The organism is Methylophaga sp. UBA3603 (genome assembly GCF_002375335.1).
Lineage (GTDB): Bacteria > Pseudomonadota > Gammaproteobacteria > Nitrosococcales > Methylophagaceae > Methylophaga.
The window spans coordinates 407,230-431,415 of the sequence record NZ_DFMC01000009.1 but is presented as its reverse complement, the minus strand read 5'-3'; the positions used below and the strand labels follow the sequence as shown (position 1 = coordinate 431,415).

The 24,186-nt window shown below is 47.7% G+C and carries 26 protein-coding genes; 8 read left to right on the top strand and 18 right to left on the bottom strand.

The window, feature by feature from the left end; all coding sequences use genetic code 11:
- Nucleotides 1-29 precede the first annotated feature (29 nt).
- The 6 genes from B4F66_RS09345 to eexR are packed head-to-tail and all read left to right on the top strand — an operon-like array spanning nt 30 to nt 3,398.
- The gene (locus B4F66_RS09345) at nt 30-899 is read left to right on the top strand and encodes a hypothetical protein (RefSeq protein WP_053980136.1); all 870 of its coding nucleotides are present in this window, start codon (nt 30-32) and stop codon (nt 897-899) included.
- A complete protein-coding gene (locus B4F66_RS09340) occupies nt 886-1,548 on the top strand; it encodes a DUF6475 domain-containing protein (RefSeq protein ID WP_288388998.1) in 663 nt (220 codons plus the stop codon). Before B4F66_RS09345 ends, B4F66_RS09340 begins: the two co-directional genes overlap by 14 nt.
- Entirely contained in the window at nt 1,535-2,083 is a 549-nt protein-coding gene (locus B4F66_RS09335; protein ID WP_108945892.1) for a lytic transglycosylase domain-containing protein, read from the top strand. The genes B4F66_RS09340 and B4F66_RS09335 overlap by 14 nt, the downstream gene beginning before the upstream one ends.
- Nucleotides 2,080-2,379, top strand: coding sequence for a flagellar transcriptional regulator FlhD (locus tag B4F66_RS09330; RefSeq protein ID WP_000210563.1), 300 nt, complete (start codon nt 2,080-2,082; stop codon nt 2,377-2,379). The genes B4F66_RS09335 and B4F66_RS09330 overlap by 4 nt, the downstream gene beginning before the upstream one ends.
- A complete protein-coding gene (locus B4F66_RS09325) occupies nt 2,376-2,909 on the top strand; it encodes a FlhC family transcriptional regulator (protein ID WP_000566753.1) in 534 nt (177 codons plus the stop codon). The genes B4F66_RS09330 and B4F66_RS09325 overlap by 4 nt, the downstream gene beginning before the upstream one ends.
- 57 nt (nt 2,910-2,966) lie before the next feature.
- Nucleotides 2,967-3,398 carry an entry exclusion protein EexR gene (gene eexR, locus B4F66_RS09320; protein ID WP_108945891.1) on the top strand — a complete coding sequence of 144 codons (432 nt, stop codon included), beginning with the start codon at nt 2,967-2,969 and terminating at the stop codon, nt 3,396-3,398.
- Nucleotides 3,399-3,430: 32 nt separating this feature from the next.
- On the opposite strand, the gene B4F66_RS09315 is transcribed toward eexR, so the two are convergent.
- The 4 genes from B4F66_RS09315 to chrA form a co-directional block, all read right to left on the bottom strand.
- A complete protein-coding gene (locus B4F66_RS09315; RefSeq protein ID WP_108945890.1) occupies nt 3,431-7,000 on the bottom strand; it encodes a conjugal transfer protein TraG N-terminal domain-containing protein in 3,570 nt (1,189 codons plus the stop codon).
- A 3-nt stretch (nt 7,001-7,003) separates the two neighbouring features.
- Complete coding sequence (locus B4F66_RS09310; protein WP_292355295.1) at nt 7,004-8,392, bottom strand: conjugal transfer protein TraH; 1,389 nt, start codon at nt 8,390-8,392, stop codon at nt 7,004-7,006.
- A 2-nt stretch (nt 8,393-8,394) separates the two neighbouring features.
- A complete protein-coding gene (locus B4F66_RS09305) occupies nt 8,395-9,339 on the bottom strand; it encodes a thioredoxin family protein (protein WP_292355294.1) in 945 nt (314 codons plus the stop codon).
- Between the two features lie 371 nt (nt 9,340-9,710).
- A complete protein-coding gene (gene chrA, locus B4F66_RS09300) occupies nt 9,711-10,850 on the bottom strand; it encodes a chromate efflux transporter (protein ID WP_015066592.1) in 1,140 nt (379 codons plus the stop codon).
- An 88-nt stretch (nt 10,851-10,938) separates the two neighbouring features.
- Here chrA and B4F66_RS09295 point away from each other — a divergent pair, with 88 nt between their 5' ends.
- Nucleotides 10,939-11,880, top strand: coding sequence for a LysR family transcriptional regulator (locus tag B4F66_RS09295; RefSeq protein WP_292737044.1), 942 nt, complete (start codon nt 10,939-10,941; stop codon nt 11,878-11,880).
- A gap of 242 nt (nt 11,881-12,122) precedes the next feature.
- Here B4F66_RS09295 and B4F66_RS09290 read toward each other — a convergent pair whose 3' ends face one another.
- The 14 genes from B4F66_RS09290 to B4F66_RS09225 form a co-directional block, all read right to left on the bottom strand.
- A complete protein-coding gene (locus B4F66_RS09290; protein WP_292355289.1) occupies nt 12,123-12,830 on the bottom strand; it encodes a hypothetical protein in 708 nt (235 codons plus the stop codon).
- An 89-nt stretch (nt 12,831-12,919) separates the two neighbouring features.
- A complete protein-coding gene (locus B4F66_RS09285; RefSeq protein WP_206625211.1) occupies nt 12,920-13,993 on the bottom strand; it encodes a DUF7146 domain-containing protein in 1,074 nt (357 codons plus the stop codon).
- Nucleotides 13,994-14,084: 91 nt separating this feature from the next.
- The gene (locus B4F66_RS09280) at nt 14,085-14,426 is read right to left on the bottom strand and encodes a plasmid-related protein (RefSeq protein ID WP_292355285.1); all 342 of its coding nucleotides are present in this window, start codon (nt 14,424-14,426) and stop codon (nt 14,085-14,087) included.
- Nucleotides 14,426-14,923, bottom strand: a complete 498-nt coding sequence (locus tag B4F66_RS09275; protein ID WP_000797298.1) for a RadC family protein — start codon at nt 14,921-14,923, stop codon at nt 14,426-14,428. Before B4F66_RS09275 ends, B4F66_RS09280 begins: the two co-directional genes overlap by 1 nt.
- Before the next feature lie 82 nt (nt 14,924-15,005).
- Complete coding sequence (locus B4F66_RS09270) at nt 15,006-16,661, bottom strand: VWA domain-containing protein (protein WP_292355273.1); 1,656 nt, start codon at nt 16,659-16,661, stop codon at nt 15,006-15,008.
- A 69-nt stretch (nt 16,662-16,730) separates the two neighbouring features.
- Nucleotides 16,731-17,171, bottom strand: a complete 441-nt coding sequence (locus B4F66_RS09265; protein ID WP_292355271.1) for a hypothetical protein — start codon at nt 17,169-17,171, stop codon at nt 16,731-16,733.
- A gap of 61 nt (nt 17,172-17,232) precedes the next feature.
- A complete protein-coding gene (locus B4F66_RS09260; protein ID WP_292355269.1) occupies nt 17,233-18,186 on the bottom strand; it encodes a DUF3150 domain-containing protein in 954 nt (317 codons plus the stop codon).
- A gap of 98 nt (nt 18,187-18,284) precedes the next feature.
- Nucleotides 18,285-19,052, bottom strand: coding sequence for a hypothetical protein (locus B4F66_RS09255; protein ID WP_292355267.1), 768 nt, complete (start codon nt 19,050-19,052; stop codon nt 18,285-18,287).
- The gene (locus B4F66_RS09250) at nt 19,052-20,011 is read right to left on the bottom strand and encodes an AAA family ATPase (RefSeq protein ID WP_055464781.1); all 960 of its coding nucleotides are present in this window, start codon (nt 20,009-20,011) and stop codon (nt 19,052-19,054) included. The genes B4F66_RS09255 and B4F66_RS09250 overlap by 1 nt, the downstream gene beginning before the upstream one ends.
- Before the next feature lie 209 nt (nt 20,012-20,220).
- Nucleotides 20,221-21,237: a YqaJ viral recombinase family nuclease gene (locus tag B4F66_RS09245; protein ID WP_292355264.1), complete on the bottom strand. Its 1,017-nt coding sequence runs from the start codon at nt 21,235-21,237 to the stop codon at nt 20,221-20,223.
- A 61-nt stretch (nt 21,238-21,298) separates the two neighbouring features.
- Nucleotides 21,299-21,442 carry a hypothetical protein gene (locus tag B4F66_RS09240; protein ID WP_015066581.1) on the bottom strand — a complete coding sequence of 48 codons (144 nt, stop codon included), beginning with the start codon at nt 21,440-21,442 and terminating at the stop codon, nt 21,299-21,301.
- A gap of 80 nt (nt 21,443-21,522) precedes the next feature.
- Nucleotides 21,523-22,341 carry a phage recombination protein Bet gene (gene bet, locus B4F66_RS09235; RefSeq protein ID WP_000414662.1) on the bottom strand — a complete coding sequence of 273 codons (819 nt, stop codon included), beginning with the start codon at nt 22,339-22,341 and terminating at the stop codon, nt 21,523-21,525.
- A 79-nt stretch (nt 22,342-22,420) separates the two neighbouring features.
- A complete protein-coding gene (locus B4F66_RS09230) occupies nt 22,421-22,840 on the bottom strand; it encodes a single-stranded DNA-binding protein (RefSeq protein WP_000795986.1) in 420 nt (139 codons plus the stop codon).
- Nucleotides 22,841-22,855: 15 nt separating this feature from the next.
- Entirely contained in the window at nt 22,856-23,182 is a 327-nt protein-coding gene (locus B4F66_RS09225; protein ID WP_000455722.1) for a hypothetical protein, read from the bottom strand.
- Between the two features lie 367 nt (nt 23,183-23,549).
- On the opposite strand from B4F66_RS09225, the gene B4F66_RS09220 reads away from it, so the two are divergent.
- The gene (locus B4F66_RS09220) at nt 23,550-24,152 is read left to right on the top strand and encodes a hypothetical protein (protein ID WP_015066579.1); all 603 of its coding nucleotides are present in this window, start codon (nt 23,550-23,552) and stop codon (nt 24,150-24,152) included.
- Nucleotides 24,153-24,186: the final 34 nt, after the last annotated feature.

Here is a 24,186-nt window from a genome sequence, read left to right as displayed (position 1 = left end):
TTTACGTAAACACAAAAGCGAGTTCCTCCATGCGTGATTATGGCAAGGTCTATACCCGCTTTTGGCTAAAGCAAAACGTTTTGTCCTGGAGTGACTCAGCGAAGTTGCTAGGGCTGTATTTGCTTACATGCCCACATTGTAATTTGCTTGGCTGCTTTCGATTGCCGATTGGTTACGTTGCTTCTGACTTGAACTGGGATGAGCAACAGGTTGCCAAGGCTCTAAATGAGTTAGAACAAGATCAGTTCCTCATTCGTTGCGAGGAATCCGGTTGGACTTTGATTCGGAGCTTTCTGAAGCACAACCCAATCGAAAACCCAAACCAAGGTAAGGCAGCCTTTCGGTTGCTTAAAGATGTACCTGCCGACTTCATTGGTATGGCATCGCTTTTGAAATCTCTTGCCGCTTTTCAAGCTCGGCTACCAGAAGAATTTTCATCATTGTTTATGCCAGATGGCAACCCGGTAAGGGACTCTCAACGGTCGGATGACTCTGAGAGAAGCAATAAACCAACAGTTAAAACTGTTGACCACATACAGTTTGAAGACTTCTGGGATGTACAAATACGCAAAGAAAAAAAAGCGAAAGCCAAAGAAGAATGGCTACGCATGGGCCTCAATGAAGACCATGAACTCGCCTTGGAAGTGCTAACACGCTGGAAAGAGCAACGAGACAACCGATTGCAGTATCAAGATCGGACTAAGACCCCTATGCCACATAACTGGCTTTTAAACCGGCAATGGGAAGACGAGTACGTTCGCATTGATGAAGTACAGCAATCATCGACGAGCCTAAAGGGCAGCAATCACCAATTGAACATTGAAGAAAGCAATCGCCGCATTGCTGAAAGCTGGGCCGGACCAGGTATTCGGGAGGTTCGTTCAAGTGCAGGAGGTTGATAAACGCGAGTTTGCTGAAGTTTGGGGAGCAGCTTGGGCCATGTATGGCAAAAGCGTATCACCACAATTGCTATCCATCGCATTTGAAGCCCTTCGTGCTTATAGCATTGAAGAAGTGCGAATCGGTCTGACTCGGCATATTCAATCACCGGATACAGGGCAATTTTTTCCAAAGCCCGCTGACGTCATCAAGCATATTGATGGCAACTCTGGCTCAAGAGCCATGGTTGCTTGGAACAAAGTCGACAAGGCTATTCGTCAGGTTGGCGCTTGGACATCCGTGATGTTTGACGATGCGCTTATTCACCGCGTTATTTCAGACATGGGGGGGTGGGTTGAACTCTGCAAGGTTGACGACAGGGAATACCCCTTTAAGCAAAAAGAGTTTTTAGCACGCTACCAGGCTTACTTGCTGCGGGACGAAGTGGGTGAATACCCAAGGCTATTACAGGGTATTGCAGACCATCAGAACCAGCAAAAAGGATTTGATATGCAAGCGCCGGTTGCCGTGGGCGACTGGTCAAAAGCGGCACAAGTTTACACGAGAGGCATCGCTGACTTTAGCGCAGTGCCTTTAAAAAGAATAAGCCCGAAAGCCATTCAGGCGCTTCTCGGAAATCAATTAGAGGACAAAAATGAAAACGATTAAAGCAAAAACCATTGCCCTAGCGATAGCCATGTCCGCAAGCACTTCAGTCTATGCTTTTCCGGGCTATCAGTGGGAAAAAGCAGCACAACGCGTTGGTATTGATCCAGTCATGCTCTACGCCGTTGCCTTGGCTGAGTCGGCTTCACATCGAGGTCTCAACATGACCAGTCCATGGCCATACGCAATTCGCAATGGTTCAAACGCAACCTACGCCAAATCTAAGACAGAAGCAGAGCAACTGTTAAACCAGGCACTGCAAGAGAGTGAAAAATATCAGCTCGATATTGGCCTTATGCAAATCAATTTGCATTGGCATGGGCATCGGGTGAGCTCAGCAGCGGAACTGCTAGACCCCATCACCAACCTTACGGTCGGCTCAAGTATTTTGGCCGAAGCAATCAAGTCTTCACCAAATGATTTAGAGCTTGGCATAGGCCGCTATCACAGTTGGAACGAAGAGCGTGCACGCTGGTATGGGCAAAGAGTGCTTTCTATCTATCGCAATATTTTACATGAACTGGAGGTCCGTCAATGACAACCAATCAACAAGACTTCTATCAATTAAATTTGGCGTACCTACACGCAGCACGGGAATTGGCGCGCATTGATCCGCAAGAAGCGGTCTTGCGCTTTGGACTTACACGCGACGTGGTGGATGCTCTGATTAATGCTGGTGTTGACGACCTGCAACGAGTAGCGACCTCATCATTCATGCTGTTTCAACCAAGGGGTAACCAAAGCCAACTGATTGAGATGGTGAAGAGCAAAGGCACAGGTATCCCAAGAATCGCTTATTTATTATCAACCTTAAACAACAAGGGGGATGCATGATTGATAACCTGTCCAAAAGTGAGCTGTTTACCCGAGCCTCGCTGCTTATTAAATACGGATTTCGAACAACCATTATCGCGCTCGATACAGGTTTGCCAATCCACATTATCAGAAGGCTTCACAAAGAAGTGACTGGCAAGTCACCTTGTCCTGGTCAATTGCCAGAATCTGATGCCATCGTTAAAAGCAGAAGAGCATTAGTTGAAGGCTCTCTGCTGATGGCGCTTTATGTCAATATTGGTGGTGATAATGTCTACAAGCAATTAAATATCGATGCTTTGATGAAGGCTTACGATGCGTATTTGGTTGCAAGAGAAGAAGCAGATCTTCCAGCTGAGATCCCCTGGAAAAAACTGACCATCAATGAAGGTTGGGTTCTAGCTCGTGATTTAAGATCACAGCTTGCATCCTTACACCGGTGTCGATGCGGCAGTCTGTATTTGACGGTATCACAACAGCGCATTCAGCTTAAATGCCCTGTGTGTGAGATTATGGCCGAGCAAACCACTAGAGCACTTTTTGAGAACTAACATGCTGATGCATGATTTGATTGTGCACCGCCCGTGCACTTTGAGAGTACGAAGAAGATGACAAACTTACTTAAATCTTTACCAGCACGCTGCTGGTTTATATCACTGGGGCTTTTTCTGGCGACTTTGGCTGCGGCTCATTTCTTTCCATCAGAAATATTAACGGCATCTGCCAAGTTAGCGGCTTTGCCATTTCTGTTCTGCACCGTCGTTTTTTTCAGCTACTTGGGATTCAAAGCAACTGCTAGTCCTATCGGCCTTATAACCATCACCACTATGTTTTTAGCAATCGCATATTGGCAAGCGAGTTGGGCAATTTTATGTGTCGGTTTAGCTTTCTTAGGCTTAAGCGGACTAATCCATTTATTTCAAAGACAACTGAAAGATACCGGGCGAGAACTAAGCCTGAGCGAAAAAAAATATTGGTACTGGGTAAACGAATTTGCAGACGGTCGCTCATCTATCCTCCCCAAAAGGCCAAAAAAATAGCCAGCCCATCACAAGCTGGCTACCTTCTGTTTTTAGTTCCTTCCTGAAGCCTGGTTATAGGCCCTAATATCGATCAAGTTGTTCTGAGCATAATCTCCCGCAAGGGATGCATTTGAGATCACTGCAATCTGCTTATCCACAAATGCTTTATCTTCTTCGGACACACTGTCGGGGATGTAAGCACCGCTCTCATCTTTTTGACGATACTCATTTAGCATTTGCTCCCTTAGACCAAGCATTTCAGGCGACCAACTCGATGAATCTTCAGAGTTGAAAACGCGCCCCGCCAAACCTTCATTGAAAGCTTGAGCGAACACTTGACTTTGAATCGGGGTCAATCCCATTCTCTGCCCTTCGCTGTATGCTTCCTGTTTAAAATCATCGGCATACTGTTCTAAGAACTCACCATATCGATTGTTAACTGCCGCACCGAATGCCCCAGCCAACATGGCTTCAGACTTAGTACCCCAGTTTACTTCGGAGGCATACTGCGAACTCGATCCACTGAATGCATCATTAAACGCCGTCAATGGATTTTCCAAAGAGGTTCCGGCGTCAACGGCTGCTTTTAAGCCATCCCAGGTTGATTTACTGGCCACCGTTGCATTGTGCAAGAAACCTCGTGAGCCAGGATCTTCAAGCGCTTGTTCTTTGTAACTCTCATAGTCTTCGCCAAAGTGATTCAAGGTATGCAGTGCTGCATCAGTATGCTTGCCACTGAAATCACCAATAGCACTGGCGCTGTTGAAGAACATTTCAGCACCAGAAACTCCGCTATCATCAGCCATAATGCGTGCTCGCCACTGAGACCCAGCTTCACTGTTTAGTCCAGATTGATAGGTACTTGTGTCAGAAACTACGGCCTGTTGGGCTTGTTGTTGATGCGCATTTAGTTGTCCATCAACACCAGACAAATTAGTTTGGTAAGCTGATTGAGCTGCGTTGAACTGAGTTTGAACAGTTGCAGCATCCTCGTAGCCGCCCAATACACCCGATTCCACTTGGCTTTGAGTGCCACCAAAAGTAGGTGCAGCTGATGACAAGCCTTCATTAGAGCGCGGTTGAATTGATCGTAAATCGGCTCCGGTAGCCATGGCCATAACAGTCATTGCTGCTTGATAATCATTGTCGCGTTCAGCGGGCGTCGATGAGTTGCTATAGGTTAAAGACTCCATAGCTGCGGCCACATACGCCTGATTATCATCAGGTAGCAAGCGCTGATACATTGGAAGGTTTTCACGTAATCGGTTACCTGCTTCAACATGCTGGTTCATATAGCGACCTAAATAATCCATGACATCAGGATTATCCGCTGCTAATCGAGTTAACGTTGCACCATCCGTGTTCCTTTGTCCTGATAGACTGTAGCTGGCCTGATCAAGCTCACTAAAGCGGTTTGATGCCGTGATAACGTCTTGTGCTGAACTCTGAAGTGACTGATAGTCTTGGTTAGACAACGACATTTCAACGCCAGAACGTCTTGAATCTGAAAGGTCCTTAACCATGGCATCGCGAAACTCAGCACGTCGTGAATCACTCGATGCCAAGCTTTGCATCTCCCCAGTGAGCGTATTTGCGGTCGTAGATCGAGAACTGCCTTCTGACGACTCAACTTGGCCACTAAAGTTTCCACCTAAATCCAAGCCTGCTCGTAACCGTGATATCTTTGGCACTCTTGATGATTCAGGCTTATCCACTCCTGGTAGGTTGCCTTGTGGGGAGTCATTCCCCCCTGTACCAAGTAATCTTCCCAAGAACCCTTTATCTGCTACTTCTTTATCACCGGTATTTGTAATGGTTCCATCTCCACCGACCCTAAGGCCTCCCGATAACACGCCCGATACCAAGCCACGTACAGCATCTTTTTTATCGTCTCCAAAACCATACCGAGTTTGCAGGTCATCAGTAACCTGATTAACAACGGCGCTAGATGCGGAATTAGAAGAACCGATCTGACGTCCAACCGAAGAAAGGTTGTCGTAACTTAGCTTTTCACCAAAAGTTCGACTCATGGTATTGCCAACTTGACGGCTAAAGGCTTGAGTTGCCTGAGTCATGGATTCTTTTGCAGAACCGACCATTGAACCCACCGCATTTCCGACAGAGAAACTGCTTAGTAGGTTTGACGCGCCGGTCATAGCAGAACCTGTGAGGGCTGAATTTTGGAACATTGACTGTGATTGCATCACCGGGGCATTTTTCGCGACATCTGGACTTGCCATCTTTTCATCAATGGCATCACCGTTTTGAAGACGTCCAGCCAAGTGGGTAGCGGTTATTGCTGAGCCATACACGAGCATGAGCGAAATCGCCGGAACACTCGACGCCAACATGCCGCCAGTAGCTATCCAGGTTTGCAGCACTGAATCCATCTGCATCATCCCAGCAAAAGATGGCACTTCTGTACCTGCAAAGGCATCAAGAGCCGACATTTTCCCAGCAACGGTTAAATGGATATATAGGTTAATGATGGCCATGACAGGCATCCAAAGTTGAATCCAAAGCAGGATTAACAAGTACTTCCCGGCCATTCGCATCCCGATTTGGCCAAGGGCAATCACAAAGGCCATCAATGGGGTGATGGCGTAAATGAAACCCTCAAAAAACGTCATCATCGGACGAACGATACTTTGGAACAGGGTCTGCTCCGCCGCCCATTGTGTATTGCGCTGCTCAATCGCTTGGTTAACCATGACGGCTGCGGTGAAAGCTTGATCATCCATATACTTGCCCGTCACGCTTTGCTCATAAATAGGCAAAAGCACCGACGCGGTCATGTACTCTTGGGTGTTTACTGAAGCCAAACCAAGGTTATTCAGTGCATTTCGGATAACGTCATCAGTGTCCGTTGCAGACGAAGTCCCCAATGAGGCTGACAGAACCTGTTTAAGCCTTGGAATGAAGGTTGATTCTGTCATGAGTTTCAGCTGGCTATAGGCATCGGTGCAGTCCAGATCGCTACTGCTACCACTGAGCATGATGCGCGTGCCATAAATGCGCGAATCAAACCTAATCGCAGTCATCGGGTTGGGGTCACTCAGCACCTGATCGAGGTTCTTTTGTCCAATGTCGATACCAATCAAGGTGCACTCTTTGATGTAGTTAAACCACGATTGCTCGATGTCCGAACCGGCGACACGATTTGCATCACCCAAACCAGAGCGATCCATCACCTGTTTTCTCACTTTAATCAGTGACTGTAAACTGGATGCAAAGCCGTATTCCGTCATGGCGGGAGTTGAGAACGCCGTTTCAAACAATCGCGTGATTTGAAAGCCAACAGTCGAAATTGTACTGCCTGCGGCAGCAACACCGATGGGCACATTATCAACCACTCGAACTTGTCCCGTGTACGCATCCTCAATGCTCACTCGGGTACTGGGTCCAAACATGGTTGCAAAGACTAGCCATGAGACTAAAACGTGTTGAAAGTTAATCCCACGACCGCCTTGCATTAAGGCCTGGACAGAGACCATCAATACCCCAATGAGCAAGCCAATGCGAACCATTGAAGTAAAATCGCCTGTACCAGTGATCATCGCGACAGCGTTCAGGACCTGCTCTAAAAAAGCCGAATCCCCGATGGAATAGATTTCCCACATGACCTATTCCCCCAGCGCCGTAGATTTAACGGTGTAATAACGCTGTTTGCGAATGGTCTGAATCACCTGGTTAAAATGTGCCAGCAACTCTTGCTCTGAGCCGTATCTTCGCTGCAACGCGGCGTACTCCTCATTGATTTGGCGACGTGCACGTTCAAGGTCTTCCGTTAATAACTTCGCATAGGCATGATCTTCCACACCGGAGGTACTTCTAGCTGCATTGAGCATGTCTTCAACCAATGCTCGGGCCATCTCAACAGCAATAAATGGAGCCGCTCGTGAAGCAAACGACCTAGCAGCCCCTTCATTTAATGCAGAAAGTGTTCGAATCATGCCGCCAATACTCGCGGGAGCCGAGGTCATAAAAGCCTTTTCGGTGGTGCTAGCAGCCCCTGTATTTCGAGCAAATTTAAAAATAATGCCGTTACTAGAACCTGTACCTAGAAGTAAATTTTCTACCTGGGTTGATAACCCGGTTAGGGTAACGTTAGTGATTGACGGATTCAGACAGCCGTCTTGTGTCACTGTGTCACATCGGTACATAGCGACGTTACCGCCATGAATTAGATGCTCAATAGTCACTTTATTGCCATTCAGTCTGGTCAGTTTTGGGGCTTTACCTTGACCATCAGCCGCATTAGCCAAATCACCAACGATGATCGAACCAGTCACCGACATAACCGCTTCAAGAAAACGATCATCCCCCGATGCAAACCAGCTTGATGCCGAGTGACGTTTCAGTGCTCGCCAAACCAAGTTGCCTTTAATCGTTTTGTTCACATCAGATGCCGCGACACTCGAAGCGTTCTCATATGGGTTCTTACCATTGGACTCACTCCAACTGGTAAAAACGTCTCCAGCCCCTTTAAGTGAGCTCAACATGCTGGCTTCTGTTTGCCCCTTTTTACCAAAAGCAGCCAGGGTATCGTTCACGACTCCCTGAGCCATTTGACAGGAATTGCCAAAATACTCGTTCAACTGCTGGATTTTCTTTTGCAGTGTCTCCATGTGCTGGGAGCATTTCTCACACATAGCACTGAGCGCCAATTGGAATGCGTATCCCTTGGCATTTGCCGCTACAGAGCGAAGTAATTGAACAAACTGATCCGCGTTAACAAATGACAAACTTCCAGCGAACATATCAATGCCGCCACAACCAGCTTGGAATGACGAAGGCACCATAGAGACGAGGTTTTCGTTCATGATCCTGTTACGAACAACAACACTTCCACCAGATATAACGCCACGCCGCTGACTCTCGAATACACCAGGCGCAGTGGTGTTGGTCATTGAACCAAATAACTGGTTCATCTCCTGTTGCAAGCTTGCTTGGCTCATAGAAGAAAAACCAATCGCACAGGCGATTAGCGATACTTGGAATACTTTTTTCATCGTTATAACCCTCCTTGTGCACGCAGATAGCGAACAAGGAACTCAGGGTCCTGTAATATTTTTTCGTTAAGCTCTTGGGCTGACATCGCGAGTGAAACGCCGGGCTGAACAGGTCTGGTGGCATAGTAAGTTTGATCGTCAATCCAACCGGCTTGATGGGCTGCAAGAATGATTCGATTATTGAGCTCATCAAGGCTCATTGCGCCCTGGCCAATCGGAGTGATGACATTAGGCGGGTCAACTAAGAAAACCGCAGGAACAGTCGTAACAGACAAGGATTGTGCTTGTCCTGAATCGACTTTGTAATTGGGAAACTCTCCACCCGGTAAAGGCATGCCATCGACAGCAATAGCAAACACCTCGAAACCGTAGTTCAAAGCCATGGATTCGATGATAGGCGCTTGAGCATGGCAATAAGGGCAATCCGAACGATAGAAGAAGAACAAGCCAGCCCGTTTTGCTACTTCACCTAAAGCTACATCACGTTGAGCGCCAGCTTCTCGATCCATCCGATTGGCAGCATAGGTCGCCAAGGGTCTGCGACTGATTTCATCCAAAACAGGATCGCCCATGACCACCTGCTGACTAACATCAGCAAACTGTGAGCCCTTATCCATCATGACGCGCTGAAGATACAGATAAGCCCTGACGTTCTCATTCGTCGGCTCATCAATTGCCTTGTCCATGAACGACTGCATATGCTCTCGGAACCATGCGGCACTGAAGGGCTTTAGTTCGCTCTGACTGGACTCCACGACACCAGTTTCCGGCTCTATCAGCTCATCAGGCTGTTCAGGTTCAGGAATGACCTGATACCAAAACCAGCCTTCCTGACCACGCTGATAGAATTGCCCATCACTAGCATGGGCGGGCAAGATGAGTAGAAAGAAAATAATGATTGGGATGGTCACCCATAGGATGCACCAAGGTAACAAGGGGGTTCTCATTGTCAGCTCCAGAAATTTCACAGAGCCAACATGCTAAAGATCCCCGTAAGAGCGATTGGCCAGATAGATGAAGGAATTGTGAGTGTTTCTGACTAGCTGTTTTGACCAGTAACAACAGCTAACTTTAATGAGCAAAATATATGACGACGATTGATGGGGGGAGCCGATCAGATCGTAGCTTCTTGATTTAGTTCCATCGATTTAAGCAACAAAGCCGGATGCAGTGTAAATATGGGATAATAATCTCCTACCTTTGTGATGCTCTTATTAATCGGGGTCTGTTCCGTTATCGCTATCTAATCTAAGAACAAGGGCACTCGTATTTGAGTGCCCATGGTTTATCTGGATTCAATGGCTGGCTAATCAGGAGGCTACATCATGCCCGTGACAAGGCCTGCCGCCACAAAAAATACGATCATCCACAGCACCGAAAGGTTGAGCTTTTTGTGTAGATAGAAACCTACAATCACTAACGCCATGTCGATGGGAGCAACAACTGCGCTGCTAAATACTGGCTGGTAAAGTGCCGAGAGTAGCAATCCTACTACCGAGGCGTTTACACCGTTGATGGCGCCGGAGACCAACGGTTTGCTTGCCAGTGCTTGCCAGTTTTTAAGTACGCCAAGCAGTAAAAGAAAACCTGGTAGGAATACACCAAGCGTTGCGATCAGCGCACCTAAAATTGGCGTATCCGAAAGCTCATAACCGATAAAAGTTGCAAAGGTGAACATTGGCCCCGGTACAGCTTGTGCAGCGGCGTAGCCTGTTAAAAATACATCTGGGCTGAGCTGATCGCCAACAATGTTTTGCAGAAGCGGCAGCACCACATGACCGCCACCAAACACTAAGCTACCAGCTTGGAAAAAATCACTAAACAGCCCAAGCAAAGGCAACGTATGAGCCACTAACGGTAAGCCGAGTAAAAGCACCGCAAATAGAGCCAGTGGCGCTATAGACGGTTTAAACGGCTCGGTTGATGGCACGGAGCCTTTCCTCAGATATCGCAAACCGACAATACCGGCTCCGAGCAACACGAACATTTGCGTCATGATGCTTGGTGCCACCAACAACGCAATCGCAGTCGCGACGCACAAACCAGCGGTCAGTTTGCTTTGGCAGAAGTTTTTGTACATGCCCCAGGTCGCATCCGCCACGACAACGACAGCTAGTAGTTTTAGCCCGTGAACGATGTTTTGAAACATTGCGGTGTCGGTGATTTGGCTACTCACCATCGCTAGCGCCAACATGATGATCACCGAAGGAAGCGTGAATCCGACAAATGCTGCGCATGCACCACTTAAACCGCCGCGCTTATAACCCAATGCAAAGCCGACTTGGCTTGATCCCGGTCCCGGCAAAAACTGACTGAGCGCGACAATTTGAGCGTACTCGCTGTCATCAAGCCATTTCAGTTTCTCAACAAAGGTTTGGCGAAAATAACCAATATGAGCCGCTGGGCCGCCGAAGCTGAACCAACCCAGCCAGAAAAAAGTCTTGAAGATAGTGAACATGTCGAGCCTGTTTATTTAAAAAGCATTTTTGCTAATTTATCGAATGCTATAAAATGACTCAAATTGATGATTTTGATTTCATCTATGAATGAAATGGGATGAGGGTGTTGAAGTGAAAGAGGACATTCAGTGGCGCAACATTGACTTGAACTTGTTGGTGACGTTTTCCTACCTGTATCGCCATCGAAGCGTTAGCGTCGCGGCAGAGAAAAGTTGCGTTAGCCAGTCGGCGATGAGCCATAGTTTATCTCGTTTGAGGTTGTTGTTTGATGACCCGCTTTTTGAGCGCAAAGGGCATAAGATGCAGCCCACAGAGCACGCTCACCACATCGCGCCAACCGTGCATAACTTGCTGGACTCTATCGCCAAAGACTTGCTCACTAAGTCTGCCTTCCAACCTGAAAATTACGCGGGTGTATGTCGCATTGGGTTAACGGATTATGCTGAGTTTATCTTTGCGCCTCGGGTTTATGACGAAATACGTCAGCGCGCACCAGAGGCGCAGATCAGTTTTATTAACGTCAATCGTAGCAACTACGTGGCATTAACAGAGCAGGAAAAGCTCGATGTCATTATTGGCAGCATTCCGTTGTTAGATGACAACTTTGAGAGCTTGTACTTGTACACCGAAAAACACGTGTGCATGTGTGATAAACAGGTATTGAAAGGGGAAACACAGCTGTCTCTGGAAGCGTTCGCTAACATCGGGCAAGCTCTGGTAAGTCCCGATGGGAGCTTAAAGACACAAGTAGACCAAAAGCTCGCAGAACACGGCTTGAGGCGTAAAGTCACCGTGGCTTCGCGCAATTTTCTCACCATTCGGCATTTATTGAAAAAGCGCGATCTAATTGCCATCGTGCCAGAAAAAATGGCGTTGGCGGAGGGCTTTTCGGACGATCTCATTACTGTTAAGCCGCCGATCGCCGTTGCGGATTTTGATATTGCCATGCTGTGGCATTCCAGCCGAAACAATGAAGACAAAGGCATTTGGCTACGCAAGTTAATTTCTTCGACCATCAGCTCTAAATGATAAACATTTTGGGCACTCATCGTGCCTAGAGTTATTTGTTGTTGAACTTCTTACTACCCACTGAGTTATTAGCGTTACACCGAAATAGTACTGATTAAGTAAAATGAATGTCTTTGGTTAGGAGTAATGATACTCCTGATTTAATTCATAAAAGAGGATAATGGAAAAGGTATCATTGAGTTGTACCAGGTTGCTGAGGTCTGCTATCGGCACCTAAGTAAGTATCGCCAATACACATTAGCTCACTTTACTGCAATAACTGTAACCAACGTTTTCATTCGGTCACCCGGAATCATAACAAAGTGCATTTTGCTACCAAGATGCTGCCAGAACTCGGCCTCTTGTGCATATTTTTTTGCTTTTTGGATAGCGACGTTTTCTGGCAACTGAGTTTTAGTTAGCCCCGAACATAGCAGCTTTGAGCACAAAGCCTTCCAAGGATGCTTAGGTACACCGTCTGAAAGCCGTTCCACAAACCGTTCCAGTGCATGACGAGTCACCACGACAGGTCCAATGTTCGGAACGTTGATGACCTCATCGATTTCTCTCACTGTAGCATTATCGACGCTGTATTCTTCGAAGGAATGTGAGAGCCAATCGTCCCGCTTCTCTACCGAGATCTGTGCTTCCTGGTATCGAGTGAGCAAAAACCTGGTCAGGCTGTAAAGTGAATGCTGAGTTGAGCGTTGTTTCTGTAACTTTTTGATGGCTCCTTTACTGACTCGGATTTGAAGCCCATTGCCGCTTCGGTTAATGCCCATCACCTCTTTCACTGACAGTAGGTGGTGAATTGCATAGAGCTCAGCGGCAATTGGCTTTTGCTGCTCAGGTAGCATGTCGTATTGCTCACCTAAATCGACCTTTAGCTCACCACCTCTTCGAAGGCCGGTCTTCCAGTAAACCGTAAACTCACCATCAGTCTGCTTTGTTAACAGGGTTAATACCATCATGTTTGTTTCTCCTATTGGTTATCTATTTTTCATTCTCCATGTTTTTTCAAATATGCAAGGCGCAAAAAAAGGGGCCGAAGCCCCTTGGATCAGATATGAACTTTCGGAAAGCCCATGGCACCGTAAACATTCAGCACATCATTCCAATCCCAACTTTTCACGCCAAGTGACGTTGGTATCGGGGGGATCAACACTTGCGTCAGAATGCCTTTCTGCCAGGCTTTTTTCTTGAGTTCATTCGCTGCATTCAGGCCGGTCTCAGAGAGATCGTGGTCTGCCCAGATGTACAGCATTTTCACATTACTTGGTGGTTCAAACCTAGCCAGTAGCGTTGCATTCACAACCGACCAACATGTTTGCCCCGTTGCTCTGGTTACCGCTAGGGCCGTTTCTATACCTTCAGAAACACCTAGTACTTCACCTGGCTCACCTATCGGAATGGCACCACCAGTGATTGTTCTGTCACTTGGTATCGGCATCATCTTTTTAGGCTTTTCAACCGGCGCTTTGAATCCATCTTCACTTAGGTAGATCCGATGAAACGTGGCCGAACGCCCTTGCTGAGTAACGATTTTACCTAGCAGCGCTGGGTAGCTATCGATAAACAGACCATCTTCATCATGGTAAGGCAAGCTTGGATGAAACCTCAGCACCGAATCCCATTCAGGACGAAGCCGCGTCACAATGCCACGACGATGCAAGTAGTTCCAAACTGGTTGCGCACGAGTATCTGCAAGAGAAAACGTTTCTCCCCAGGTTTGATTCAAGCGATGGATAATCGCTTTGTCCTCGTCCTGCTTTCTAGCCTTCCAATCAACAGCGTTACGCGTTATTGCCCGAGAAGGTGCTTGTATTTGTCCGGGTTGAATACCAAGAACCTGGCCGATTGCTTCAATAGACTGAGCAAAGTTCCACCCATTAATCCAAGACAACAGTTCAAAACCATCATGAAAGATACCGCAGGTGTTACAAACGCCACCTCCGGTATATTCAGCATCTTTGAACAGCCTAAAGCCATCACGACCGCCATGAACAGGGCAAGCCACATGACGGCCTTTTCGAGCAATAGCGGCATCAAGTTCTGGCACCAATGCCGCCAATACCTGAAGCCATTGACCATTAAGATATGGCCTCACTGTTTCAATCTGTAAAGGTATCGCCATATAACCTCCTTAAGTAAAAAGCCGACTCCTACCACAGGTGGTAAAAGTCAGCTTGGGTCCTGCATTGAGCCGTTTGGTTAATGCAGGAACGTTAGTCAAGCTGGATACCATGTCGTCTTAATAGCCACATGATGGAATCACGAAGCACATCAGGATCAACAACCGCAGCTATTGCGCAAACACGAAAGCAAAATGGCGTTAATTCGTCATTTTGAATCCACGACAACACATCCTTTCGCAATCGAGTACTGACACGACCGTCTAGCAATACACGGATCGCATCCAATAGAATGCCTTCGCGTAACTGCCAGATTTCCGTGTCAGACCAAGTGACAGGGGCATCATCAAACTCAAATAGAAATTCGAGCTGTGCTGATGTGTGCTGATGGGGCTGCTTTTGTGATGTAGGAGAATGGGCAATACGCCCATTCATTAAAGATAACCGCGTTCGGCAAGCGAAACGCAGCCCTCGGATGCGACCACGACATGGTCAAGCGTTCGAATATCAACAAGTGACAAGGCGTCACGGAGTCGATGAGTTATGCGTTTATCAGCTTCACTGGGCTCAGGATCACCCGATGGATGGTTATGAACCAGTATCACTGCTGCCGCATTAAGCTCTAGCGCACGCTTTGTTACTTCCCTTGGATACACGCTCGCCGCATCTAAAGTGCCTTTGAACAGCTCTTCAAATCGAATAACGCGATGCTTTGTATCAAGAAACAGCACGCCAAAGACTTCGTGCTCATACTCGTGCATCAGTGTTTGCAGGTATGAGAACGCCGACGATGGCTGTTCAATTTTGCGACCTTTACTCAATCGACCACGGGCAAGCTTAAGCGCCATATCTAAAATATCCGCTTCGGTCACTTGCTCAGGAACGATATAAGTACCGGCTTCTTCGCCAGCTAAGAACTTTCTGTTTTTCATAGGAGTCTCCAAAAAAAACGGAGACGAACCCATGCCCTGACGGGGACGGAATCGTCCCCGCAGGGTGGTAAAGTTGATGTGGTTACTGAACTAACAGTTGTTGTGTTACTTCGAATAACTCACGCTTCAGATCTTTGACGTCGTTAATCACGATGCTTTGAGGAAAGAATTTCTCAACACTGCGTGTTTGAATCCCGATCCCCAGCAGCTCAAAGCCACTTCGTCTGCAACGGTCAACAATGTCATGCGTAGCAGCCCAGTCATCTGGGTCACCATCGGTTAGCACTATCATTAGCTTTCGCTTCTGTTTTTGTGCTAACAAACTGTTTGCCGCAAACCACATCGCTTGTGCCATAGGCGTACAACCTCGTGGTTTTTGGTCAAAACAGGCAGCCCGATGTCGAACCGATTGCTTGGGTAATAACGCGATAGAAACGTCCTGATGAATACCAGGAAAATAACTGACCGCAGGTACAACACCCGGTATGCCTTCCAGTGCCATGGCCAAAGCCAAAGCGGCTTCATTGGCAACATGAAAGTACTTTCGATTACCTTCGCCAATGGGCTTACCCATTGAGCCTGATATATCAACAAGCAAGTGCACAGCAGCATTGGGCGCAATGCGAGGTTGCCTTTGAATAAACAATCTCGACTCACCTGCTTGTGAAGCGGCAAGACGATGGGTTGCAACTCGAAGACCTTGCCGTTTGGCATGATTCCGATTGTCCTGACTGGACTGAACCATGCCCCTAAGTCGGGCTCGAATTTGAGCGGACTCAGACGCCGACAAGGTCAAGATGGCCTCGTCACCCAACATAGCTTGCTCTGCTTGGGGCAAACTGAGTGGAGTGACGCCCTGATGTCCTTCAGCTTGTTCCGACAACACTTCTGCCACTTGTGCAAAGGTATCGGGTTCAAACTGAGCGGCACTGGCCTCTAGGGCTTGTCGCAAATTGTCAGCTTGATCAGAGTGATCTGAATCACCTGTTTCAGCAACATCCCCCGTTGCAGACGAGTCTGTTTCTGGGGTTTGACTATCACTACTGTTATTGCTGTCATTACTCGCATCTTGTCCAATGTCATCACCGCCATCAGCATCCGACTCATCCTGTGGTGGACGAGATTCTTCTTCCAACATGGCAACGATGGCATCGACAAGTTTCAGCACTTCACCTGTAGACCCTAAGCTAGGCACTGCTGTCAGCATGGCACTTAACCGGCTCATCGCTGCGGCTGGAAAGAGTTGTCTCACTCTTTCATCAACTGCTTGATACAAAGGCGTCAGCGCTTTCTGGCCCAGAAAATGGCATCTCAAGCGGAACAACAACCAGGCTTGCAAGTTAGATGCAGGCTCAAGCTGTTCAGGTACACTCATTTGCTGAGTGTCCACCATGTACTCAATCACTTGCGAAATACTGCGCCGGGTTCCGGGGTAATCCTTTGCCAATTCGTTTTCAATGCGAACGTCCTCAATGATATTGAGAAGTGCCTTACGGATCGGCTTGGACGACGCCTTCTGCACCATGTCAAAATTAGTATGCCGAATATGCGCCGCTTCATGAGCCAGATAACCCCAAGCTATCTGTTGATAGTGTGGGTCGTCTGGGTTTGCTGTTGGGATCACAATCCGCTCACCATCGGTAAACGCATCTTGTCCTTGAATAAGCACCTTCACACCAAACTTTTCGCCATAAGCGGCGGCAACGATTGGCAGTGCGTTTTTTAATGGATGATTCATGGGAGTCTCCTAATCATTAGGGGGAATACTCCCTCAGCGGGAGCGTTTCCCCGCTGGTAATGTAAGTGTTTAAACCTGTGCTTTTAGCTTATCCAGGTCGTATTTTTGACCTAACCAAGCCACCAATTGAGCTGGACTCTCGTGCTGCTCAAATGACGTTTTAAGCTGGTCTAAACTCAGGATGTCATCCAATGTCAGACCGTACTGGTCTTGTAACTGAGCAGACACCTCGTGTTGATATTGCAGCCAGGCCCGCTCATGAACGGTTTGCTGCAATGCCATGTTTGGAACAAATACTATGGCCGTTACCCAAGCTCCTTGTGCGTCCGCATCTGCGATCAGCACAGGGTTCTTAGGGATCACGACACTATGTGTTGAGTACGACCGTTGTACTAACGCTCGACAACACGCCACTTCTGGTATCGATTCACTTTCAACCGCATCAGTCACACCACGAAAATGCGGTTCAAACTGGTTCAGTTGGCTGGGGTTATGGATGGTTGATTGCATAATTTCCTCTTACATAGTTCAGAGGACATGCGCCCTTCAGGGCAACATGCCCTCAAGGACGTTAGAAATAAAATGAGTTTGGTACAGTCGAACCAAGGTTTGGTCTGACGGTTGGTTGTGGTATTGCACGTAAGTTATCTGCCTGAGCAGATACTGGCTGTGCGGGTTTAGGTTCAGGTTTGGGCATCAGTTGTCTGATATCCAATTGACCTTCACCGTGCATTCTCATCTTGTCTGGATCAGACAAAATTAAAATGGTCGCCATCAGTTCGTGATAGAGATTGTCTGTCACAGGGCCGGTCTTCGGCAGACGAACAAATAAATTGTCCATCGCTTCAACCATCGGCTGAACTCGATGATCCAGGAATGACAAACCATCCAACTTGTCTCTTAATCGCTTGAGAGGATTAAGGGCTCGCTGGCTGATTTGATTCTTACCTGCAACGGAACGCTCAAACAGTTCATTGGCATCACGAGCCACCTCCCTAAAGAGGGTGTGTCCCATGCCATTGACCTTGTCATCTAAGCCACCACCTTGTTCAGCCGGTTGCATTCGATAGATGGCATAATCGAACTGAAGCCGTTGTTCCACGTCTTCGATGGGTGACAGCGCACGCCGGATTGCATCTGCAAATTCCGGGTGTTTTGCAACCCAGTCAAACGTCACCTGATCATAGTTGTCCAAGAACAACTGCTTGCACTGCGCAAACTCCTGACCGATCCGGTCAAGCTCTGGAACAATCTGATCAATTCGGTCCTCAGGGACGGCATAGCCACCTAAAAACCGCACACCGACTTGCTCACACAAGCGCTGCGCTTCTTTCTTAAGCCTTTCAAAGTTCGCCAATGCCTCAGGGTCGCAAATTTTTTTACTCCCTAAGCTGGCAACATCCTTCGGTGGAAGTTGGCTGCCATTGGCTAGTCTGAAATCTTCAGGCCTTAGTTTTTTTCTACCGCTCCAGATGGAACAGTCGATGTGACAAATCAAAAGTTTGTCGAGGGTTTGAATACTCATAGTGCATCCTCATGTAAGATGGGGACGCACCACTCCCAACAGGAGCAATGGCCCCCGTTTGGGTGGTAGTAGCTGACGCGCTAATGGCAATACCACTATCAGAAATAGTAATTTTGCGAATCAGGCGACGATTGGTTGAGATCGATTTTCGCAGGCATTAAGTCCAGTGCTTCAGCTATCGGGCGAACCCGCTCTAAATCACTGCCTAGCAACCGCAATACATCTTTTTCCAACTTCAGTTGGTCGGATACTTCTATCCCTTCAGAACTCGCTACTGTTAGCGAACACAGTGGTGGTAATTGACGCTTAAAGGCCAGTAACAGCAACAATGGCCACGGGCCATCATCATTGTTAACAATGCCAGCGCCTTCACCTGACACCATGCTGATTTGATTGGTACTAGGTAATCCGCTTTTGCAAAACCCTAATGACCATTCTCCAATCCTGACCTGGTTATCATCAATAACAGCCAAGCCATAGGCTTCAAGCAGCTTTGCCATATCGAACAACGCTTTTTGCGCCAGCGAGATTTGGCCATTGACGTCCTTGCGAGTACGAAACTCCCAACTGACGTTATTGGCACACGCGACGCTATCTAGCGCATTTGAGAGTTCAAATGGCCGCCCTTGATGATCAATGCCGACTTGTCCAACCAATCGATAACCCTTGTTGATTTTCTCATTGATTCGTCGGTCTGCTTCAGCGTTAGGATCAGTCGAATCAATCAATCGCTGCTGCGACAATTGACCTGCTTTTCCAAACCGAACTTCAATCTCCTGGTTATCTGATCCAACGTAAATGGCCCATTCTTTGGCTGTCCCATCAGAATGACTGTAACGGTAAAGAGCAAAGCACTTTTCCATCATCAATCCTCCCAGTGGTCACCGAAGACATCAGCGGCAATACGGTGAATGGCTTCTCGTTGCTCCAACTCAGCACGAGCCGTCAAAGACCGAACCAGTGCATACTCCACTGCGTTAGGAGCGCCTTTAAAAGCAAGTGTTAACTTTGCCCAGCGCACCAAGGTCCGAGTGGACATGGTGATACTGAGTTCTGCACCGCCATCCGCGCCCCCAATAAAAAGACGACGAATGTCACCTGCCACCTTCACCATTTTTTGGCGAAAGACCTCTGGTAAGCCCGGCGCAACGTTCTCCAGAATGGCTTCCTCTACAGATGGTTCTGCATAGGTCGCTTCAATGATTCTAAAGCGATCAAGGAAAGCCAAATTCTGTTGAAGCACGCCTTGATACAAGCCCGTTTGGTCACCGCTGCCCGCACTGTTGCCGGTAGCGATAAAACGAAACTTGTTGTGTGGCATGATGATCTCTCCGCCATTTTGTGCGATGACCAAAGGGGCACCTTCCAAAATGTCATTGAGCCCAGCCAGTTCAGCAGGCTCAGCAAGATCCATTTCATTAATGATCAGCAAATGGCCATGCTTGACAGCCAGTGCCAGAGGTCCATACACAAAGGTCATGTTGCCATTAACCAGTGTGTGGTGACCGATAAGATCGGACAATTCCAATCGACCGTGCGCAGTAATTTGCTGAACAGGCCAATTCAATCGAGAAGCAACTTGGCAAATTAGCGAGGTCTTCCCGCATCCAGTTGGGCCTGTAATATACAAACCGTCACCGTCTGGGTGAGACAAGAACGCCAATACGTCACGTAAGTCTTCTTTTCTAAAGACATACTCGTCCTTGCGAACGGGAATGTTTGGATGGGTAGTGTCGGCACTAAATCCTTCCAGAACGAAAGCATCAGGAGCCGGGACATTAAACGCTTGATTCACTTGAACCAAAAATGGGGATTGTTCAGTCATGGTAAACCTCATCAGTTTTGACGAGGCCCCATGCCCCAACAGGGAATGAAGTCCCCGTCGGGTGGTGTGTTGATTGTGGTATGGCTGTGTATGTAAGAGTTCAGCTCGCTCTATCATTCGTACCCAGCATTGGCTACGAGTGAAACTGCTTTCTGATGCACTCGATGTAAGCGCATGAGAAAGGAGCCGACATCGGCTCCAAGTGAACGTTAAAAGTAAAATGAGCTCGGTGAGTCACCTGGCAGAACCAAGTTCTCTTGCTCAAGGCTGATTTTGATTGGTGTTTCAACGGGCTGCTCTGGCTTATTGGTGCTGATACGCAACCGCTCTTGTGGCGCTTTTCGGTAAGCAGCTAAAACCTGTTCATCCAGCTCGCCTAATTTATCGGTGGCCAATTGCTTATAGTCCACCGTGCCCGCCATCATGTAGCGGCTGAGTTTGACCCCAGCATAGTCGGCATGAGCGTAGTTACCCATCATGGCGACCAATTTTGACTGAGCGTCTCGCATTTCCTCTTTCAAAGATTTAATGTGATTTTCCAGTCGAACCACTTCGGCATGTGCTGAGCAATACTGCCGTGATAGCGATGTCCAACGGTATTGGGCTTCACCCTTGGGAACAAAACAATCTTGCTCAGGGCATTTTGACGGTTCTTTTTTGGTCTGTACTAACTCCCAAAACTGAAGCGCTGTTTCTTGCAACTCAGTTAAGAACGCCGCGTCTCGTTGTATTTCAAACTCAATCAGTTGATCCTCAAAATAGAATACCAACCAACCACGCGTGCTATTGGCGACCAGTATTTGATGCTGTACTTGTACCCAATACAACTGGTACGCCTCGCTTTGTTGTCGGTGAGCTTGCACATCCTCAAAAACTGACTGGCAAGGACATTTCAGTTCAACGGGTTCGCCCGCATCGTTGATGCCATCAAAGCTGGCTCGAAAGATTGCGTTATGATCGGCTTCTGCACATAACGGCAGAAGAAAGTCATTATGCGCATTCTCAAATGCTCGCCTTGCTTGAGGCTCCAACCTTATACCGCGAAGCACATTTGGATTATTCGACAGGTCTTCCGGTAATACGAATCCAGTTTTTTCTGCCCATAATCGCCAAGGTGTTTTGTAGGGTGAACGCCCCATAATAATTGGGGCTTCAGATGCCGTAACCCCTGCAATGCGCCACTGGTGCCATGCAGGAGTACGTTGTGATAGGTCGATAACCTTCATATTGCCTCCTTTGAGGGGGAGACTCCCCCGAAGGAGAGAACTCCCCTTCAGGGTTAAGTGGTTACTTTGCTGCTTGTGCTAACGCTGTTTGGTGCTGAACAACACTTGCTTGAACCGAATCAATTGCCGCTTTACCGGCTTGAATCGAACCTAAGACAAGGGCAACAACCAATACCAAGCGAAAAAGTGAGGCTGATTTAGTCATGGAAGATCTCCAAAAAAGACGAGACCTTCCCCCTGATGGGAGAATAATCCCGCCAGGGTTAGTAAAATGAATGCGTGGCGCTAAGAAGCTAAAGGCTGTGTGAGCGCTTTGGCTGCTTGTTGCTGTGCATTAAAGATTTCTTGTTTCGCAAACGTCAGCTCAACACCTTGAAAATGTTCATTGGCATATTCCAATGCACTATTCCAAGCGTTTGAAGCTTCCGCCCGCTCGATAAGCTTGTAAACAAGCCCTCGGGTTCGATCATCAACTTGCTCGGGTGGAATCACAGATGGCTCAACAACGTGTGTTGCTTGGCCTTCGATAATTCGCTCCGCTTCGTCTTGATCGAAAATTCCCACAAAGCCAAACGCAATGCGGGAACACTGGATCATGGATTTATGCCTTAGCATTCGCTTAGTGTGCGTCTGCCATGGACCATCTACCCGGTAAGGGCCATTTTTGCCGTTACCTTCAAAAGGTGGTCGATAGACTTCATCCAGATACTCAGTGATTTTGACTGGGTGCGAACGGTCGCGCCGGTAGATAATGCATTCCATCCATTCAGGGCATTCTTTCGCGCCATCCAGTGAGACTTTGTTTTCTGAAGTCTTAAACTCCATGCCATCAAACTGGTCGTGTTGATTGATGATGCGAGACCATCCATCGACACCTACCACTGGAATAATTCCAGCTTGCTTATCAGGGAACGCAAAAATCTCTTTGGTGAAAGGGTTCAAGCCGTACTGATCTGCAACCACCAAGAGCGCCATCATCTGCTCATTGGTCGGTGCACTACCGTCACGTTGCTTGAATGCTGTTGCTTTTAGGGTATCGAACAACTTGTTTGGATCGACACTAAAGCGCTCAGCAAAGCGTTGGATTAGCTTTGGTTTTTCCATTGTGGACTCCGACAATCAAAGTGGGAGTCTGCCCCTGACGGGAAAGTACTCCCGGCTGGGTTAAAGCGTTTTCGCTCGGTTAAAAATCTGGTTCAGGATAAGTTTGTGCCCAATTAGTTTGGGAGCCCGCATCATCCGCCGGTGATGGCTCAGATGCTTTGTTCACACTATCAAGAAGCAGAAACTCGTCCGCGTCCACTTCGGTCAATCGATGTTTAATGCCATCTTTCTCCCATGAGCGCGTGCGCTGAGGCCCTTGAACAAAAAGCTTTGCTCCTTTTTGGATTAAATCTTTTGCCCTGAGCCCTAACTTAAATCCACCACGATCTCGAAAAACGACCCGATGCCATTCCGTATGCTCTTTGAGCTCATTGGATTGACGGTCGCGCCATTTCTCAGAAGTGGCCAGCGAAATGCTGGTCACCAAATCACCTGATGGATAGGCTCGCGTCTCTGGCTCAGAGCCAACGTAGCCTATGAGTGTTACTTGGTTTTTCATGATGTTCTCCTCGTCTTAGTTGAACTCTGTGCACACAGTCGCTTCTACCCGGCTGGGCAAAGAAGACTGACGACGCAGATAGGTTGGTATTTCGAGTAAAGCCATGTCGTACTGATGTGGCTCTTTGTAAAACGCAGATGTCAAACGGGGCATACCAGGAGCTTTAGGCACTGCCATTGGACGACGTTTTGGTGTTGGTGTGAGCAATCGCTTGATTTGAGTAAGTACAAATCGAAACGGGCGCACGCTTTGACGAGCAAGCAATCGCAAAAGCGACCAGCTCAGTTTTGCAAGCAACATAATGCCTGCGATTTGGATAATAAATCCGAAGATATATTCCATTGGTGACTCCTTATGTTGGTTTTGAAGGAGTCACCCCCAACTGGGGAAAACTCCCCCAGCTGGGTGGTGAAAAGGCGAACCGTAAGGAACGCATGGTTGAGCATGTAAAAACATGCAGGCTATTTGTTTAAGGAGGCTAGCTACCTCTTAGTACCACTGAGAAAACTCAGCGGCGGGCTTCCTTTGAGCTCATGCTCTCAGGCGCAGATATCACTGAAACAGATCAGCAATATTTGATAGTCAGTGTAACCGTCTTATCCAGACAGGATAGTTAGAAAGATGCTCAATTCTTCCACCTAGCTGAAAGGCCATTACCTCACAGAGGATTAGTCTAGGGACTGATTATTGTCATATCAGGAGCAAACTTATGGCCCAAGCAAAACCCAATTACTCAAAACCCATCTTTGAACAATCATTCACAATTAACAGCTTACAGGCGCAACGTGTCGTTGACCGTGTTTTTAGGCGCACGGTCAGTGCGCTCTACGGAATCGATGTCATCCTACGCATCATTGGCGATGAGAACGAAATTGATGAAGTGGAACAGATCATTAGCCAGCTGATCGAGGATTGCGCTATGGCGGTAGACAACGAACAAGCTCGTTTGGACAAACTGATGGAGTCCAACGGTATCGATGAAGTACCTGACTACACCGATCCGATTACCTTCAACGCCAAAATCAGCTCGCCTCAGGTTGGCCAGTTTGTTGGCTTAGTGCGCAAACTCGATGCGTTGATGATCTCAATGGACACACTCTGGTTATCTAGCGTGCTTAGCAACAAGCAACGCGTTGATGGCAACTACGCATGGCAACAGCGCATTATCAAACTTGCACGACGCATTATTGATATCGAAATTCGAGCACGAAAATCAGCCCAAGCTAAGGGTAAAGAAGCAGAAGTTGAGCAAGCGGTGCCTTCAACCGATGACGATATCACTGAAGAGGAAACAGATAACCCCGCCAACTAGCCAACTAGGCTCCCATCAACCAGCCCCTCTCGAA